14 protein-coding genes are annotated in these 19,673 nt (G+C 23.2%); 3 read left to right on the forward strand and 11 right to left on the reverse strand.

The annotated features are described in order from the left end of the window. Window positions 1-67 precede the first annotated feature (67 nt). From ACXX88_RS02930 to dnaX, 10 genes are all read right to left on the reverse strand, one after another. Complete coding sequence (locus ACXX88_RS02930; protein WP_458559549.1) at window positions 68-3,268, reverse strand: hypothetical protein; 3,201 nt, start codon at window positions 3,266-3,268, stop codon at window positions 68-70. A gap of 3 nt (window positions 3,269-3,271) precedes the next feature. Further along, a complete protein-coding gene (pepF, locus tag ACXX88_RS02935; RefSeq protein ID WP_458557319.1) occupies window positions 3,272-5,092 on the reverse strand; it encodes an oligoendopeptidase F in 1,821 nt (606 codons plus the stop codon). 16 nt (window positions 5,093-5,108) lie between these two features. Next, window positions 5,109-7,370 (reverse strand): DUF31 family putative serine protease, encoded by a 2,262-nt coding sequence (locus ACXX88_RS02940; protein WP_458559550.1) that lies wholly within the window; start codon window positions 7,368-7,370, stop codon window positions 5,109-5,111. Between the two features lie 108 nt (window positions 7,371-7,478). Beyond that, a complete protein-coding gene (locus ACXX88_RS02945; RefSeq protein ID WP_436359009.1) occupies window positions 7,479-9,932 on the reverse strand; it encodes a PTS transporter subunit IIABC in 2,454 nt (817 codons plus the stop codon). A 100-nt stretch (window positions 9,933-10,032) separates the two neighbouring features. Next, entirely contained in the window at window positions 10,033-10,755 is a 723-nt protein-coding gene (gene rsmI, locus ACXX88_RS02950; RefSeq protein WP_458559551.1) for a 16S rRNA (cytidine(1402)-2'-O)-methyltransferase, read from the reverse strand. Beyond that, complete coding sequence (locus ACXX88_RS02955; RefSeq protein ID WP_458559552.1) at window positions 10,742-11,593, reverse strand: hypothetical protein; 852 nt, start codon at window positions 11,591-11,593, stop codon at window positions 10,742-10,744. Before ACXX88_RS02955 ends, rsmI begins: the two co-directional genes overlap by 14 nt. After that, a complete protein-coding gene (gene tmk / locus ACXX88_RS02960; protein WP_436359012.1) occupies window positions 11,586-12,227 on the reverse strand; it encodes a dTMP kinase in 642 nt (213 codons plus the stop codon). The genes ACXX88_RS02955 and tmk overlap by 8 nt, the downstream gene beginning before the upstream one ends. Window positions 12,228-12,231: 4 nt before the next feature. Then, window positions 12,232-12,804, reverse strand: a complete 573-nt coding sequence (locus ACXX88_RS02965; RefSeq protein ID WP_436359014.1) for a toprim domain-containing protein — start codon at window positions 12,802-12,804, stop codon at window positions 12,232-12,234. Continuing rightward, complete coding sequence (locus ACXX88_RS02970) at window positions 12,804-13,085, reverse strand: YbaB/EbfC family nucleoid-associated protein (RefSeq protein ID WP_458559553.1); 282 nt, start codon at window positions 13,083-13,085, stop codon at window positions 12,804-12,806. The genes ACXX88_RS02965 and ACXX88_RS02970 overlap by 1 nt, the downstream gene beginning before the upstream one ends. A gap of 13 nt (window positions 13,086-13,098) precedes the next feature. After that, a complete protein-coding gene (dnaX, locus tag ACXX88_RS02975) occupies window positions 13,099-15,435 on the reverse strand; it encodes a DNA polymerase III subunit gamma/tau (protein WP_458559554.1) in 2,337 nt (778 codons plus the stop codon). Window positions 15,436-15,566: 131 nt separating this feature from the next. Between dnaX and trpS the strand changes: the two genes are divergently transcribed. Genes trpS through ACXX88_RS02990 form a run of 3 tightly spaced genes read left to right on the forward strand, consistent with a single transcriptional unit; the run spans window position 15,567 to window position 18,695 of the window. Further along, on the forward strand, window positions 15,567-16,553 hold the full coding sequence (gene trpS / locus ACXX88_RS02980) for a tryptophan--tRNA ligase (RefSeq protein WP_436359017.1): 987 nt from the start codon (window positions 15,567-15,569) through the stop codon (window positions 16,551-16,553). 1 nt (window position 16,554) lies between these two features. After that, on the forward strand, window positions 16,555-18,297 hold the full coding sequence (thrS, locus tag ACXX88_RS02985; RefSeq protein ID WP_458559555.1) for a threonine--tRNA ligase: 1,743 nt from the start codon (window positions 16,555-16,557) through the stop codon (window positions 18,295-18,297). Further along, window positions 18,297-18,695: an MAG3450 family membrane protein gene (locus tag ACXX88_RS02990; protein ID WP_458559556.1), complete on the forward strand. Its 399-nt coding sequence runs from the start codon at window positions 18,297-18,299 to the stop codon at window positions 18,693-18,695. The genes thrS and ACXX88_RS02990 overlap by 1 nt, the downstream gene beginning before the upstream one ends. 13 nt (window positions 18,696-18,708) lie before the next feature. Here ACXX88_RS02990 and ACXX88_RS02995 read toward each other — a convergent pair whose 3' ends face one another. Next, window positions 18,709-19,575: a DegV family protein gene (locus ACXX88_RS02995; RefSeq protein ID WP_458559557.1), complete on the reverse strand. Its 867-nt coding sequence runs from the start codon at window positions 19,573-19,575 to the stop codon at window positions 18,709-18,711. Window positions 19,576-19,673 lie beyond the last annotated feature (98 nt).

Consider the following 19,673-nt stretch of genomic DNA (forward strand, 5'->3'; position numbering starts at 1 on the left):
TTAATAAGGCGAACAAAAAAACTTAACCTAATGTTAAGTTTTTTGTCCCACTTTAAAATCCGCATTTTTATATTTCAATCATTTCAAATTTTGATGGTTCTAATTCTATTGATTTTAATAATTTATTTTTAAAGGAATTAGGGTTGCTAGAAGTTTCAAAACCGAAATAGTCAAATTCCAAGGAAGAAAGAAAACCGAAACCATAACCATCATCTCCTGTATTTTGCATAAAGATAGCAACCATTTCTCCACTTTCATCATAAACTATACTTCCTGATGCTCCAGAAATTAAATCATATTTATCGTTATTATTGTTGTTATCATATTGAATAAAAGTTTTAAAATAACCATATTTTGCAAATTCTTGTGCTTGATCATTTATAGTTACTTTTTCTATTCTATTAATAATATGTTCTCTATATCTTCTACCAGAAAAGTTTAGATGAGGATCTTGTGGGAAACTGCTAACAAAGAATTTTACATAATTATTTTGGGAAATATAATTAGTTTTTTTGCTTAATTTAAGTGGTTTTAATCTTTGTCATTCATTTAAGTAATTGATAATTTTGGTATTTTTTTCTAATTTTGCTTGTTTTAAAATTGGTTCAATATCAATTATAGATATTGATATATCAGCATTATTTCTATTTGAATCTTGTTCTTTTGTTTCATCTCTTTTGGTTTGATTTATTGCTTGTCAAAAATTAAAATTGAATCATTTTTTTTCTACATTTATTGAAATTTCACTATTAGCACTATTTACCTTGGAATCGTTGAAATCTGGAATTAAAAATTTTTTTAAAACTCTAGAATCATATCATCTTGTTTCTAAAATGTCACTAACGTGTCTATTTGTTATGAAAAAATATCTATAATCATTTGGATCGTTGGGTTTAACTTTTGCAAGCATAGTTGAAGTTCCACCACCAACAACAAAAACTCTTTTTCTAATTTCTTGAAAATTTGTGTCGGTTTCTTGTTCTAAAATTCTTTTACCATTACTAAATTTAAGTGGATTATTAATTTTGTTTGAATAATATTGTCCATTAGAACTTAATTTAGCATGTAAATCTGATTGATAAGTTTCAGGAACAAGTGAGAAATTTTCATCTTCTTCATCTTTTGTTAAATATGAAACATCAACTAAAGTATTATATTTAGAAATAAAAATATTGTTTTCAATTTTAGTTTCATCTTGAGTGAAACTAAAATCAGGAATATAATCACTATATTCATCGTTTGGTTTAATTTTTATAATTAAATTAGAATCATTATCGATATTATAATTAAATTTTACAAAAGGTTCTTCAAAAAACTCAGTTACTCATTCGTTATTTAAAACATTTTTATTATTTAATAATTCTTCTAAATTTATTAGTATTCTTTGAGAAATTTTTGTTTCAAAAGAATCATCTTTTTTTCTAAAATCAAAGGTAATTCCTATTTTTTTATCAGTAAATGGTTTATTTAAAAAGTTTTTTAAATTAAGTTTTAATGTTGCTTCTTTTTTGTTTCCTGATAATTTAATTTCTTGATATTGAATAAAAATAGGCATAAGTTTATTAACGTATTTATAAATATTATTTTCTTCTTTGAATCTTGCTTGTAAATCTGGTATTTTAGATAAAAGTTTTTCAGCAGGAATAGGATTATTAAAATCACTAAAGTTTGTTCATTTTGGAAACTCATCACTAAATTTAAAAGTCCCTTGAATATATTTTAATATTTTTGTCATTTCAATATTAAAATAATTTTTTACTAGATTTAAATTATTATCAGTTTTTTCTAGAAGGACACTATTTGGGAAAATATTTTTATCAAAAATAATTTTAGGGTTATTGATATTACCACTTTGAGTTAAAGTTTTATTTTCTAAAATATCAGGTTTTGGGAAGGAAAATAATTTATCTTTAATTAAAATTGATAAAGGTGGGAATGAAATTTCTTTTGATTCATAAAGAATTTTTATTAAGTTGTATTCAACACCTTTTTTTATTTGATTTTTTATATTAAAAAATACAAAAGAGTTGTCACTTGAAATTTCTTCATTAGTTAATTCTATAAGATTATTTTCTTCACTTGTTGGTGATAAAAACACGGAAAATACAGCATTATTAGGAATATAAAATTGGTTTTTATCATAACTAAGTTTTATTGAATAAAGATTTTTTGATTCATCAAATATTAATTCTGAACTTGAAAAGTTTTTTATTGTAGTTTTTGCAGTAGTTACTTCTTTTACAAGTTTTTCTATAGTTAAATTTTTATTATTTAAAGAAAAAGAATCAATATAGTATTGAGTATTGCTTTTTAATTCATTTACATTTATTTCAATAAAAGGAGAATTAACTTCGTAATTACTTACTATTATCTCTTTTTCTTCTTCATCAGAATTTTTAGATTTTAATACTAATTTAAAAGTTTTTAGATTTTCATTAGATAAATTAAATTCTGAAAAATGGAATATTACTAAAAAACTGTTTTCTGTAATGTTTTTAAAATTTATAAAATCTATAACAAAATTATCTTCTTTATTTTCTATTTCATTGCTAATTTTTTTAGTTGTAAATTTAGTATTTAAAATTTCATTTGATATTATTATTTTGTTTTTTAAATCTTTAAAATTTATTTTTGAAACTTTTAATGTTTTTGAACTTGAAGATAAGATTTTATTTAAATTTATATTTAAAATATTGTTTTGTAAAATATCTTCAAATAAATATGTATTTTGTTCTTCATCAATTAATTCAACAATAGTAATTGGGTTAGATTCTTCTAGATATTCAGTATTGTTAAGAATAAAATTGATATTAGAAACTTCTTCTCTTTGATTTAAAACTGAAGAATTATTAATTTCAATATTTGCTATTTCTAGTTGAAATTTAGTACTAAAATTATTAAAATTTACTTCTTGATTATTTATTATTATTTTATAAATAAAGTATTCATAATTGGCTGTCAAGTTATTTATTTCAAATACTAATAAATTCTTTTCTAAAGGAATTTCCTTTATAAAAGAATTATTAACTAATATTTCTTGATTATCAGAATTTTTATAATATATTTGTATATTTTCTTTTGTTGTACTAATATTGGAATTTAATTTTAATTCTATTTCTACTGAAGAATTTTTTGAATTTTTATATTTTATATCATCTATAATATAAAAATTTTTGTCTTCATTTTTATTTATTTCTTTATTTTGACAAGAAATTAAAGTTGTTAAAAATAAAGGGGTGCTTGTTAAAATTCAGATTTTCTTTTTCATAAATTATTTAAAAATTTTCTTACCTAATGTTTTATATAATTTAATTTTATTATTTAGTAAGTCAAAAGCTTTTTGTAAAGTGTTATTATCGAGTAAATCAATATTAGAATCTTTTAAAATGTTTAAAGGTCAATCTTTGGAACCAGAACTTAAAAATTTATTAATGTAATTTTCTAATTCTTGAACACCATTTTCTTTATATTTTTGGAAGAAAATATTTGCTACTATATAACCAATAGCATATTTATAAACATAGAAATTATAATAAAAATGAGGTACAATTACTGAATAAATATTGCTTTTATTTCCTACTTTTTCTTTATTTTTGATATTTGTATATTTGTTTAAAACATCAACATAAATTTTTTCAAAACTTTCAAAAGTTTTCATAGGAACAGAATTATCAATATTTTTATAAAGTTCATATTCATAATTAGCTCATTGACATTGTCTTACTACTGTTGAAAGAAAATCTTGAATAGATTTTTCAAGCAAATGAAATTTTAATTTTTCATTTTTTGCATTAGTAAACATATAATCAAAAAGCATTAGTTCGTTGAAAATTGATGCAATTTCAGCAAGAAAAATAGGATAGTCTGCGTGTTCATAAGGCTGATTTTGATCTGAATATCAAGAGTGCATTGAATGACCCATTTCATGTGCTAAAGTAGCAACTGAATTTAATGTTCCATTAAAATTCATAAGGATATATTTTTTTTCAAGTGAATAATGACTTCCGATTGAATATGCTCCACTTCTTTTGTTAGGAACTGTTAAATAATCAACTCATCTTTGATTTATTGCTTCTTTCACTTTATTTAAATAAGTTTCTCCCAACGGTTTAACTGCTTCAAAAAGTAAAGATTGTGCATCTTCTACTGAGTATTTTTCTTTAATATTTACAAGTGGAAGCATTGAATCTCATGGTTTATAATCTTTATTATATTTTTGTTTAAAAAATTGTTTTTTAGTTTTGTAAAAAAGATCATATAAATTTGAGTTTGATTGAACAATAGAAAATAGTTTATTTAAAAGTTCTAAAGGAACTTTGTCATTGGATATTTCTTTTTCAACCAAAGAATTATAGTTTCTATTTAGAGCATCTGTAGATTTATTTCTTATATGTTGTTCAAGTAAGGAACTAAAAGTTTGTTTATGATTTAAAAAACCATTTAAATAGTTAGTATATGCTTGCTTTCTTATATTTTCATCTTTTCTTTTTAAATATGAAAAGTAAGTAGATTGATTTAAGGTAAACTTTTTATTTTTACTTATAATTTCATCGAATTTAGTTTCAGAATCTCTTAAAATTGCAAAAGTTTGGTATAAAGAAACCTCTCCTTTCGATGTTTGTGTTATATAATTTTCCACTTCGTCTACATACTTATGTTCTTTTTTAGATAAAATCTCTTCAACATCTTTATTATATAATTGAAATCTTGGATCTGATTTTCATTCATTTATTTTGTGTGAATTTTTAAAATACTCATTTTCTTCAGAACCAAGTTCTTTAATAAAATCTGAGTATTTATTTAACAGCAAACCAAAATGAGTTGAAACCACTGGTTCAACTAAATTAGTATTTTTTTTGTTAGATAAATAGTTATAAATTTGTGAAAAATATAAATCAAATTCTTTTTGTTTTTCTTTATATTCAATAAATTTATCTATATTTTCAAATTTAGTTTTACTTGTTTTTATTACTGGAATAGAATATTTTTCAAAATCATCTAATCATTCTTGAATTGATTTATTTTTTAAAATAAATTCTAAATCAAATTTATATTTTTCTGGTATTTCATTATAATTTTTATAATTTTTCATTTTTTCTCCTTAAATTTTAATCTTTTCTATAACCTTCTTTGGATAATATTTTTTGAATTGAATTTCAATATTTTTTTAGTCAAGAATTTTCAGAAGTTCTTGTATTTAAATAAAATAAAATTGGGTTAATTTCTTTATTTTCAGGGTTTATTTCACTAAATAATATTCTTTCTTTACTATTTTCATTATCAATGGTTCCTGGTTTTTTAGCATTTGTTGCAAAAAGGGATCCAACAAGAATTTTATTACTATCAAATACTGCTGAACCTGAACTCCCAGTTCAAAACGAATTTAATATTCCAACACCGTTTAAATATCAAATATTTTCAAAATTGGCATTATTATAGTAAAACTTTCCTTCGCTCTCTAATTGTGAATTTTTAAAATTGATATTTTCTTTTAATATGGATGTTTCTTTTGTTACAAACTCATTATATTTTGGATCAACAATAAATGTATTTGTTGAATTGTTAAAAGAAATTAAAGATTCATTAAAATATCGTTTAGCTGTTGTTTCTCCAATAAAAGAATTTTTTTCAAATGCATTTTGTTGAGAATCTACAACTGTAGAATAACCAAAAACATTTAGATTCAATTTGGAATTATTTCCATCTTCACTTTGAATATTTCCAATTAAAGTTGGATTTAAATCATATTCTTTAAAAGCTTCTGGTTTTTCTATGTTATTTTTCAGTTTAATTTTAATTATTGAAAAATCAGTTCCTGAATTTGGATAATTAGTTATTGTTGGTTGATGCTGAGCATCTAGATTTCAATAGTTTTTAAAGTTATGATTATAAAGTAATGGTTCCATAATTTCATATGATTCTATAAAAGAGAAAGGTGATTGGAAGTTTGTATTTATTACTTGAGAGTCATAATTGAAACCAAAATTATCTCCATTGTCTTTTTGTGGATTGTAATAAGAAAAATGTTTTTTCAAAATGTCAGAAACTAATTTTGTATTAACTGGATTTTTATTAGTATCATTTCATTCTTGACTGTCATTTGGTTTTAAAAGAAATAACTCATTTTGAAATAAATTTGTAAAGGTTTTTTCAGGTATGGAACCATCATAATTTAGTGAAGCTTGAGCTTGAAAAACATTATTAAGCATTGATAATTTTTCTTCAGTTATTTGTTTATAATTGTTATTTTGACTAATAAGTTGCGAAGAATTTGTATAAACTTGTGGAAATTTTAATACTTTAGTAACATGAATATTTGTTGCTAAATAATAAGTTAAATTTTCTGAATCAGAAGGATCTTTATCAATAACTCAAGCTGTTCCATTTATTGAAAAAAACGGAAATAATACTGATCTTTTACCAGCCTTATCGCTATAAACATTTCATAATTCATCAAAGTAAGTAATTCTCATAGAACGTTTTTCTAAAAATTCACCCATTACTCTTTTATCATTTTGTAAATTTGAATAAATTTCTTTTATTTCAACATCTTGCTTATTTAAAATCTCTTTTGGAGTTGATATAATAAAATTATTTTCTAGATTAGCGACAAAAAAATCACTATCTTTTTCATTATTGTAAATTAATGCATATTTAACTAAATATTTTGTATTTTCCTTTAATTTTGGAATACTTATTCATTTTTTGCTAATAATTTCTTTATCAGTTGTGATTTTAGAATCTTCTTTTATTATATTATCATTATTTAATTCATAAATAATTAATGAAATGTATTTATTTAAATCATTAGAAGATAAGTCATAATTTAAATTGAAAGTATTACCAAAATCACTTGTTTCAATTTCCTTATTTTTTTCATTCGTTGCAAAAGAAATGTTTGAATTAGAAAATACAATTTCTTTGTTTATTTCTTCTTTTATGGAAAATTCCAAATTATCATTTTGTTGATTGGTTTGTTTAATTGATTTTAATAAATATGGCTTATTTGGAATAATATTATTTTTAAAGGAAAAAGTTGCAATTTTACCATTTACATAATTTTCGTTTTTTATAATTGAAACACTACTTAACTCTTTTTCTTCATTTTCATTTTTTAGTTGTAGTTCAATTTCTAAATGTGAATTTACATTTTTATCAAATTCAATATTTAATTCTCATTGCTCAGAAGAATTATTAAATTTAACTAAATTGTTAAAATTAATAACATTTACTTTATTGTTTGTTTCACTTGGATTTTCTTTATTTTCGTTCTTTTGAACAGAACAAGATAGAGAAACAGCACTTAAGAAAGTAGGAACTGCTATAAGACCTATAGAATATAAGTTTTTAAATATTTTTTTCTTTTTCATATGTTATCTTTCATTTTAATAATATAAAATAATACCAAAAAAAATTCTTTTTTAAAGCATTAAAAGCATAAAAAAAGAAATCATTTTAAATGATCTCTTTTTTGTTTTTTATTTTACTTCAAAGACAATTTCATCTTTAGAAGAGTTTTTCAATTGTTTATTAATAACTTCTGTTTTTGTTGAATCTGAAGTAACAATATAAACAATATCAGTTTTTTCAACAGCTGTTTTTAAGAATTCCATATCAACTTCAGCAATTAATTGTCCTTCTTTTACTTCACTTCCTTGTTCAATAAATGAAGTGAAACCTTTTCCAGATAAATTAACTGTGTCAATTCCTATATGAATTAAAATATTAATTCCTTCTTTTGTGGTTAAACCATAAGCGTGTTTTGTTGGGAATACAGTAGTTGCTACACCATTAAATGGTGAATAAATTTTAACTATTTTTTTAGTTGCATCTGGAGAAACAATAACACCATCACCAAGCATTTTTTCTGAAAAAACACCATCGTTTATTTCAGAAATATCTTTAATAGTACCTGAAGTAATATTTTTAAATTTAACAACTTCTTTGTTATCTAAATTCATATTATTATTTGTATCTTGTTGAATTTCGTTTTCTTGTTTTTCTTCGTTGTCTAAAACAAGTTTTTCACCTTTGTGAGAACTAATTTTTGAATTTAATTGTTCAGCAACTGGTCCAAAAATAACTTGAACGTGTTTATCACCGATAAATTTAACACCTTTTGCACCTGCTGCTTTTAATCTTTCTTCATTTACTTTTGTTTTATCAAGAATATCATATCTTAATCTTGAAGCACAGTTATTAAAACTTTCAATATTTTCTCAACCACCAAAAGCAAGAACTATTTCAGTTTCTTGTGCATTTAAAGAAGATTTGGTTGTTTGTTTTGAACTTTTTTGATTTTTGAAATCTGCTTTTGTAAATAATTTAGTATTGCTTCCTCTACCAGGAGTTTCTAAATTCATTTTTTTGATTACAAAGTAGAAAACAAAGTAATAAATTGGAGCATAAGCAATTCCGATTACTGCTCATCATCAGAAGTTAGTTCCTTTTAATACAGGAATTGCTCCGTAAATAATTAAGTCAAGAATTCCACCAGAGAAAGTTTGACCTATATGAGCACCTAAAATGTTCATAAACATAAATGCAAATCCAGCCATTATTGCGTGGAATCCTCAGAACATATAAGGAGCTAAGAATAGGAATGTAAATTCAATTGGTTCTGTAACTCCTGTTACAAATGAAGTAAGTGCTGAAGGAACAACACTACTTAATGCTATTTTTCTGTTTTCTTTTGGAGCTGCCATTACCATTGCTGCAGCTGCAGCAGGTAAAGCAAATTGCATAAATGGATATTTACCTTGTAAGTATCTACCTACTTTAATTCCAAGTTGTTTTTCAAAGAAAGTAAATACAGGAGCAATTTCAGTTTTTCCATTTACATTATAAACAACATTGTTAAATTCTAATGATAAAGCACTATTTGAAATTAGAGAGTCTCCAGCTCATTTAGTTGGGTTTTTAGCCATTAATTTATAAAGTTCTGTTGCTGTAATGTAACTTTTTCAGTTTTCTTGTAATGCATAGTTTGTAGAAGATAAAGGACCACCTTCTTTAAGAGCATCTCCTAAAGAAGAGTACACATCTCCACCAACATTTGTGTATCATAATGGAGCATAAAATGCATGATGCAATCCAAATGGAATTAAAGATCTTTCAATAATTCCAAACACAAGTGATTCAAGACCTACTGGAGCTTTATTTAAAAGTTTACCAAATGCTGTTAGTCCAGCACCTATTCATGGTCAAAAGATCAAGAATAAAAAGGTTAATGGAATCATAGCAACGATTGAAACAATTGGCACAAAACGTTTTCCTCCAAAGAAGGAAATCATTTGTGGTAATTGGATTTTGTAGAATTTATTATATAAATAAGAAATTAAAATACCTACAATTATAGATCCGAAAATGGAAGTTTGTAAAGATAGAATTCCAAAACTACTTTTTACAATTTGTAATGAAGATTCTAAACTTCTACCAGCACCACCAAAAAGAACTACATAACCTTTTAATTCTTTATAAACAATTTCTCCTTGTTTATTAACTTCTACTACAATATTATTAACATTTCCAGCAGTTACTTGACTGCTATTAGATAATGTTTCATAAACTGGTGATATAAAAGGAACTTGTAAAGCTAAAAATACAAAGTATCCTACAATAGCTGAAAAGACAGCTGTTCCTGCATCATTTGTAAAGGAAACTACAAATGCAGCAGCAAACAATAAAGGTAAAGCGTCAAAAATTGGTTGACCTAATTGTTTAATAAAAATCCCAAATACTTTTCCACCACCTGATGATAAATTTTCAATGGTAGCACCTATACCAAGAAATAATCCAGCTATCGCCATAACAGCAATAGGTAGTAAAAAAGCACCTGAAATTTTTGATAAAATCAACTTAGCTTTTGCACTAAAGTTTTTGTCATTAACTACTACTTTATCTTTGCTTTTTGTTTTAAAGAAAAATTTCATTTTATCCTTTCTAAAATTACCTACTATAATAAAGTATAGTTAGGTGATAAAATTATATGTTATATTCTGTAAAATAAATTAAAAAAGATTCAAAAAATAGTTAATTTTTGGAAAATTGTTGATATTTGTTAATCTTTTGGCGTTTTTCTGTGTGTTTTTTATATTTAAAACAAATGGTTCACTCACCTTTAATAACTTCAGGTAAAGAATTTAAAACACTTTCTACAGTACCAAAATAGTGTTTTTCATGCATTTTAGTTATTTCTTTTGATAAAAAAACTTCAATTTCTTGATTAAAAATTGTTTGCAAATCTTTTAATGTAGCAACTAATTTATAAGGTGAAACATAAGCAATATAGTTTCCTTCTGTTAAGGATTTAAACTCTTTTTGTCTTTGATTGCTTTTATCAGCTAAAAAACCAAGAAAAGTAAAATTTCCTTCAAAAGGCGATAAAACAAAAGAAGAAACAAAAGAAGTTGGTCCAGGAATAACTTCTAAAGAAATGTTTAATTCATAGCATTTTTTTATTAAAAAATAACCAGGATCACTTATTTTAGGCATTCCAGCATCGCTAATTAAAGCTATTTTTTTGTTTTCCAAAAAATAATCCATTATTTTATTAGTAATTTCTTTTTCATTAAATTTATGATAAGAAATTAATTTTTTATTTTTTATATTGTAATGATTTAAAAGTTTTAAACTCACTCTTGTATCTTCACATAAAATAATATCAACCATTTCTAAAGTTTCTAAAGCCCTTAGTGTAATATCTTTTAAATTTCCAATAGGAGTACCTACAATAAAAAGTTTATTTTGATTCATTTTTTAAAAACCTTTCTTTTAAACGAACTATAAAATTCATTTTTTGAAGTTCAAAATTAATATAATAATGTTTTTTTTCATTGAAATCATTAATTAACAACATTATGAATTCATAATCTTTGTAACTTAAATTTAAAATTTTTTGTAAATTAATAATAGTTTGTTTTTGAATAAAAGAATGCTTATTTAAAATTAAATTTTTAATAAGTGCAAAAAAAAGAAATCAAAAAATGGAATGATTTTCTTCTTGCCAATTTAAAATTAAAAAACTAAAAAAATCTTTTGTAGTTTTTATTTTATGTAGTTCTGATTCAAAAGAATTAATAAATTTTTCAATTTTATCTTTTGAATTATTTGTTAAACTTAATAATTCATTAATAACATCGTTTTTTGTTAATAATTCATGTTTTGGATTTTTTAAATTTAAAACAAAAGACCTAGATACTATAGTTTTTAAAACAGATTTAATGTTTTTAGTTGTAAAAATAATAAAAGTATTTTTATTAGGTTCTTCAATAAACTTAAGTAATGAATTTAATGTAGCAATATGTAAATTTTCAACATTTTCAATAACTAAAATATTATTTTCGTTTTTTTCTGCAGAAGTAGTCATTTTTTTAATTACTTCTTTTAAAATATCTTTATCTAAAGGATTTTCCTTTGTAAAATGAAAAAAGTTTTTGTTTATTTTTTCAATGGTTGTGTTTTGTATTTTAGAAATTAAAAATAACAGAATATTTTCTGCTAATTGTTTATTTTGAGAATTTATAATTCATGAATGAAAGGTTTTACCTGTAGAAAAAGAATTTTCAATTATAGTTTTTGCAATATTATCCATTTTTTGATAACTCCAAAATTTTATCTATTTTATTTTTTACTTGCTCAAAAACTGTTTCTACGGATTTTGAAGCATCAATGATTATATAACGTTTTGAATCACTTTTTGCCATTTGATGATATGAATCATAAACTCTTTGAAAAAATTCAAGAGCATTTTTTTCTATTCTATCGTCACAATGATTATTTTGTGAAATCAATCTTTTTCTTGATTCTTCAGGTGATAAATCAAATAAAAAAGTATAGTTTGGATATGTACCATTAATAACTATATCGTTTAATTCTTTAATTTTGTTTGTTCCGATTAATTGTCCAGCACCTTGATATGCAATTGAAGAATCTACATACCGATCGCAAATAACAATTTTATTTTCTTTTAAACTTGGTCAAATTATTTTTTCTAAATGTAATCTTCTGGAAGCAGCAAATAAAACTGCTTCAGACATTGCATCGATGGAGTTGGTTGGATCAAGAATAATCTCTCTTATTTTTTCTGCTTCTTTTAAATTATTTCCACCGGGTTCTCTTGTATAAACAAAAGATAAATTAGAATAATTTTCTTTAAAATATTTTTTTAATTTTTCTAAAATTGTAGATTTTCCACTACCATCTAATCCTTCAAAAGTTATAAACATAATTTTACTCTTTTCTATTGTTTATTGATTCTTTGATTGTTATTATATCCATATAATCTAATGAAGCACCCATTGGGATTCCAAAAGCTATTTGAGAAATAATAATTTTTTTAGTTTTTTCTTTAAGGTTTTTATGAATTAAATTTGTTAATTTTAATCCATCAATTGTTGGAGAAAGAGCAATTATTATTTCTTGAAATTGAGAAGAAAAACTCAATATTTTTTCAATTTCAAGTTGATAATTTTCTTTGTTTTTAATATCGAAAATAAAGTATTTTCCTTTATAAAAATCACTTTGTTCTATTTTTAATAATTCATTGTCACTTTCGATTATTAATAATTTTTTCTCCCTTTTTTCATCTAAACAAATATCGCATTGTTTGTTTTTGGAAATAAAATTGCATGAAATGCATTTATTTAAATTTTGGTTGAGTTGCTTAAAAGAATTTAGTAATTTTTCTAACTCTTCATAATTAAGATTTAGAGTATAGAAAGCTATTTTTTCAGCCTGTTTTTTTGTTATTCCAGGAATTTTTTTTAAATTCTCAACTAACTCATTAAATTCACTTCCTATCATTACATCATTCCGTTTGCTGGTGCAATTTCATCATGTTTTTTATTTATTTTTTCAACAAGTTCATTTATTGCTAAAATAATAACATCTTCAAGTGTTTCTTTATCTTCAGGATCAATTAATGCTTCATGCACATTAATTGATTTTAATGTTCTGTCCCCATACATTTCTAATTTTATTCCTTGTTTTTCTAATTCAAAAACTGTAGAGTTTACTTCATTAAGTTTTTTTGTATAACTTTCTTGCATTTTTTTTGCTTGTTTTATCATTTCTTGTATATTCATTTTTACCTCTTTTTTATTTTTTAAATTTATCTCCGAATATGGAAATCATTTTTTCTTCTTCGATTTCTTTTTGAGTTTTATAAACTATTTCTGGTAATTCATTAAAAACATCAGGAAGAGTTTTTAATTCTTGCATTCTTTTTCATTTTTGAGACGCTAAGTCAAATAATTCTTTAGATATTGCAAAGAAATGAATTTCTTCTTCAAAAATTAGTTTATTTAACTCTCTAAAATTAATTTGAGACTTTACACTATTTAAAGCTCAAATTGAATTTTCATTTTCTGGACTAGCAGAAACTAAAATAAATTTATCAGTTGCAGTAATAATTTTAACATCTAATAAGTAATTAATGTATTCTTCATATTGTTTATTGCCAAGAGAAATTAGTTCCAAATTCTTTAGTTGCTCTTTTCTTTTTTGAAGAAAATCTTTTGAATTTGCTTTGGTTTTGAATAAACCAAACAAATTAATTACTTCATCTACAGTTAAAATATCTTCCTCGATAATTCCGATATCTATACTTTCTGTTTTGAGACCTGGTATTGGTTCATCTTCATCGTCTAAAAGGGAAAATGCAGATTTTTTTTCTTTTGTTTCTATTTTTATATTTTCAGTATTTTCTAAAGATAAATCATCATAAACTTTAATTTCATGCTTTTCAGTTTGTATATTTTCTTCATCTTTTTTGTTGTCTAAATTAATTTGATTAGTTTGATATATGTTTTCTTTAGTTTGTGTTAAATAATCTTGACTATTTATGATATTTTCTGTTTCTTGGTATTTTTCATCAATAGTTTCATTATCAAGTAAAATAACTTCTGTACTTTTCTTTAATAAAGTTGTATCGGTTAAGTCTTTATTTAAGTCTTGAGAAAAAATTGAAGTAATTTCTTGAGTTGCTTTATTGTTATTATCTTTAGAAGGATTGTTATTTATTTGAAATATGGAAGTATTTTTATTTTCTATTTCTTCATTTTGTTCTTCTGAAATTTCATCTTGTAAAAAACTTTCTTTAAAAATATTTGAATTTAAATTTTCATTCTTTATTTCTGTTTTTTCTTTTATTAAAGAAGTTCTATTAATAGGATTTTCCTTTATTTCTTTTCCTTCTAAGAATAAATTATCTATTTTGTGTAAATTATTTGTTGTATTTTCTTTATTTATAATATTGACAGAATTGTCAATTTCTAAATTTTTTATTGCCTTTGCAACTTCAGAAATACTTTCAACTTTTATTGTTTCTTTTTGCTCGTTTTTTAAATTTTCATCAGAAGAATTATTATTTAAAAACAGGAGTTTTAATAATAAAATTTCAATAAAAGTTTTGTTATTTTCAATTACATATAAATTTTTTAAAGAATTATTTAATTCAGTAATAATATTAAAAGCATATTTTATATTTATATTAATATTTTCAACTTCTTGCTGTGATAATGTTTCTAAAATATTAACTTTTTTTGTTTTAGAAAAAATTATATAATCTCTCAATACGATTAAAAAATTGTTGATAAATGATGTAAAATCTATACCCTTTTCAAAAAGCGAGTCAGCAATTTCTATAATTTTTTCTACAGAATTACTATTTAAATAATTTAATATTTGAACATAATCACCATTAGAAATAAGAGAGAAAATTTCTTCCACTTTTGTTAAAGTTAAATCATTATTAGAGAACAAAATTGCTTGTTCTAACAATGACAGTGCATCTCTTAAACCGCCATCAGAAAGTTTTGCTATTTTTTCTAAAGCCTTTATTTCAAAAGAAATTTTTTCTTTATTTAAAATTTCTTCTAACTGATTTGTGATTATGTTTTGATTAATTTTAGAAAAATTAAATTTTTGTAATCTTGACAAAACAGTTAAAGGTATTTTTTGTGGGTCTGTTGTAGCTAGAATAAAAATTATATGCTTTGGTGGTTCTTCTAGAGTTTTTAATAGAGCATTGAATGCTGATTTAGAAAGCATATGAACTTCATCGATAATATAAATTTTAAATTTAGAATTAGTTGGTAAATTTTGAATATTTTCTTTTAATTCCCTAATTTCATCAACTCCGTTATTTGATGCTGCATCCATTTCGATAATATCAAAATTTTTATTTATGTTGCTAATGCAAAAATCACAAGCATCAATGTTTTCTCTATGAGCACAATTAACAACAGTTGCAAAAATTTTTGCAACTGTGGTTTTTCCAGTTCCTCTTGGACCTGAAAAAAGATAAGCATGAGAGATTTTATTACTTATGATAATGTTTTCTAATGTTTTAATTATAAAATCTTGACCTTTTACATCACTGAATTTAGTTGGTCTATAAGTTCTATAAAGTGCTTGATAATCTTGTTTTTCCATATAACTATTATTTTAATATAAAATGGTTTAAAACCATAAAATATTATTACTCCTTTTTATTTTTTTATAATCATTCTTTAATTATAAATTTTAATAGAATATTTTAAATAGATTATTATATAATTTAATATATGAAAAAAAGATTAGTAACAGGCGTTCAAGCAACTGGTAAAATAACACTGGGTAATTATATTGGAGCAATTAAAAATACAGTAAAACTTCAAGAAGAATATGAATCTTTTATTTTTATCGCTGATTTACATAGTTTAACGTTGCCGATAGAAAGAAAAGATTTAAAACAATTTAGAGAAGATGTTTTTGCTTTATATTTAGCTTGTGGTTTAGATCCAGAAAAAAGCACAATTTTTTATCAATCTGATGTTGATGCTCATTCAGTTTTGAATTGATTTATTTTAGTAAACACCACTATGGGTGAACTATCAAGAATGACGCAATTTAAAGATAAAAGTAGTAAAATAAAAAATCAAAATGGAACATATTTAATTCCAACAGGGCTTTTTATTTATCCTACTTTAATGGCTTCAGACATCCTTCTTTATAATGCTGATATTGTGCCAGTAGGAATTGATCAAATTCAGCATTTAGAATTAACTAGAAACATTGCTGAAAGATTAAATAAAAGTTATAAAATGAATTTTAAATTACCAGAAGCTTATGTGCAAAAAACGGGTTCAAAAATTATGGGTTTACAGGACCCAACTAAGAAAATGTCCAAGTCTAATACTAATCAAAATGACTCCATTTTTTTATTGGATGATCCAGAAATTGCTTATAAAAAAATAATGAAAGCTGTTACTGATTCTGAAAACAAAGTTTATATTTCAAAAGACAAACCTGGGATATTGAATTTATTAACGATTTATAGTTCTTTGAAAGATATCACTTTAGAAGAAACTGAAACATTATTTAAAGAAAAAAATTATAAAGAATTTAAAGAATCAGTTGCTACTGTAGTTAAAGAATTTTTAACTAATTTACAGGAAAAATACAGAGATTGTAAAAAAGATATAAAAGAATTATCATTAAAAGGAAAAGAAAAAGCTAATTTAGTAGCTTTAAAAACAATTGAAAAATTTAAAGAAAGAATAGGATTATAAAATGAAATTTAATAAAGAATTAAACCATACAACAAGTCACTTATTAGCTGCTGCAGTTATTGAATTATATCCCAATGTTCAATTAGGATTTGGTCCTTCAACTGAAGAAGGTTTTTATTATGATTTTAAATTTGAAAAGCCAATAAGTGATGAAGATTTAAATAAAATTGAAAAGAAAATGAAAAGTTTAGCTTCTGGTGGTTACAAAATGGTAAAGACAAGTGGAGAAAATTATTCTTTTACAGATAAACCGTTTAAAAAAGAATTATATGATGAAATAATTTCTAAAAATCAAGAAGTAACATTTTATTCTTTAATAAATCCTTCTAACAATAAGATTCTTTTTGAAGACCTTTGTTCAGGTGGTCATGAAGATTCAACATCAAAAATTAAACATTTTAAATTACTATCAATAGCTGGTGCATATTGAAGAGGGAAATCAGAAAATGAACAGTTGACAAGAATTTACGGAACTTCTTGAGAAACTAAAGAAGAATTAGATCAATTTTTAGAAATTTTAAAAGAAAGAAAAGAAAGAGATCATAGAAAAATTGGGAAAGAATTAAATATTTTTACTTTTTCACATCTTTCAGGTCAAGGACTTCCTATTTGATTAGAAGATGGAATGAAAATTAGAAACGCAATTAGAGATAGAATTTTATTTTTTGACAAAAAATATGGATTTAAAGAAGTTTTAACTCCACATTTTGGTTCAGAAGAACTTTACAAAACTTCTGGTCATTTAGAACATTATAAAGATGATATGTTTAAACCTATAGAGGTAGAAAATGAAAGATTAATTGCACGTCCTATGACTTGTCCACATCATATTATTTTATTTGATAGACAAAAAAGAAGTTATAAAGAACTACCTATACGTTATTCTGAGCAGTCAAGACTATATAGATATGAAAAATCAGGAGCTTTAACAGGACTTGAAAGAGTAAGAGGTATGGATTTAACTGAAGGTCATATTTTTGCTAGAAAAAGTCAAATTGTAGATGAATTTAAACATTTATATAAAATGATTATTGAAACATTAAATATGTTTAACATTAAATTGGATTATGTTTCTTTTTCTAAAAGAGATCCTGAAAATAAAGAAAAGTTTTTCAATAATGATGAAATGTGAAACCAAGCAGAAAGTGATTTAGAAAAAGTTTTAAAAGAATTAAATATTGATTATGAAGAAAAAATAGGAGAAGCAGCATTTTACGGACCAAAAATTGATTTTCAAGTAAAAACAGTTTTAAATCATGAAATTACTATGTCTACATTACAATTAGATTTTCTACTTCCTGAAAAATTTAAAATAAGTTTTATAAATGAAAATAATGAAAAGGAAACTCCAGTTTTAATTCATAGAGGTTTAATAGGAACATATGAAAGATTTATTTCTATTGTTCTTGAACAAACAAAGGGGAATTTACCATTTTGAGTAAGTCCAAGACAATTTGTTGTAATTCCAATCCAAAATGATAAACACTTAAAATTTGCAGAAAAAATAAAAGAAAAATTACAATTATTAAACTTTAATGTTGATTTAGATGATAGAGACGAAAGAATTAATAAAAAAATAAGAGAAGCACAATTAATGAAGACAAAATACCAAATTATTATCGGGGATAATGAAATTAAAAATAATTTGGTTACTTATAGAAAATACGGTGAAGAAAACTCAACCAGTGAAAATATTGATAATTTCATAATAAAAATGCTTCATAAATTACATTATAAAAAATAATGAGAATTACAAAAGTTCCAAGTTGACTATTTACTATTTTAATAGTTATAATTCCTATTTTAGTTATTTATTTTTTATTTTCTCCTGAAATTCAAAAAAAGGAAATCATTGAATATAAATATTTATGTTTAATAGGACTTTCTTATGTTGTTTTATCTTTTATAATAATAACAATTTTTGTATATCTTAAAGTTTTAAAAATAAATTTTTTTAATTTTAATTTCCCATTAATTTTATCTTTATTTGTCATTTTAATTACTTATCAATTTACTGAATATTGAATTATTTTAAGAATATTTTTAATTATTTTGTGTTCTTTTTCTATAATTCCAATAATGTTAGTAACAGCAATTTTGAATAAAAAAAATACCCAAAAGGCTAATTTTTCTAAAAAATAATAAGGGTATTTTTTTATATTTTAATTTTTGATAATTTAGGTCAAATACCTAATGAAGAACAACCTACTCCAGTATGTATCATAACAGTAGCAGAAGCTATTTCAATATTTCCAATTTCTAATTTTTCTTTATTAAACAAGTTAATAATTTCATTTTTCATTTCTGAATCATTGGCATACATAAATTTAAATTCAAAATTGTCTAAATTATGTTTACCACCTATAAAATCAATTAATTTTTCTAAAACCTTTTCATAAGAACCTTTTAATGTTCTTTTTAATCCACCAAAATTAATTCCTTCTTCATCTACTTTTAGTAAAGGGATTAATTTAAGAGAATTAAGTAAGAGTTTTTTTACTCCTTTTAATCTTCCACCACGAATTAAAGAAGTTAAATCTTTAACAATTAAAAAATTCATACTTTTTTTAGCAACTCATTTTGATATTTCTAAAAGCTTATTTAGTTCAACACCTTCATTAGATTTTTGAACTAAAAATTTTCCCAGTTCTAGTGCTTCATCTGTAAAAAAGTGATTATCTATAATGTGAAATTTGTCTCCATATTGTTTAGATTCAACTAAAACCGTTTGATAAGTAGATGAAAGTTTTGAAGAAGTTAAAAAAACGATAACATTTTCATATTCTTTATTCATTTTTTTAAGTTTTTCTTGTATGGTTGCTAAAGCAGGTAAAGAAGTGGAAGCACTACTAGATTTTTTTACTAATTCTCAAATTTGTAAATTTGTTAATTCTTCTCCGTTATCTATATAATCTTTTCCATCTATTGTAAATTGCAATGGAACCATTTCAAAACCATTATTTTCTATTGTTTGTTTAGAAATACCACCAAATGAATCTAATAAAATACCTAATTTTTTCATAAGTATAATTATATAACTTTTTCCTTTATTTAAAAATATTTAGTGCAAATTATTAATCAAAATGTCCCGGGGTATTTATTAATCAAAATGTCCTCCTT

It is taken from the genome of Mycoplasma sp. 5370, assembly GCF_054343435.1.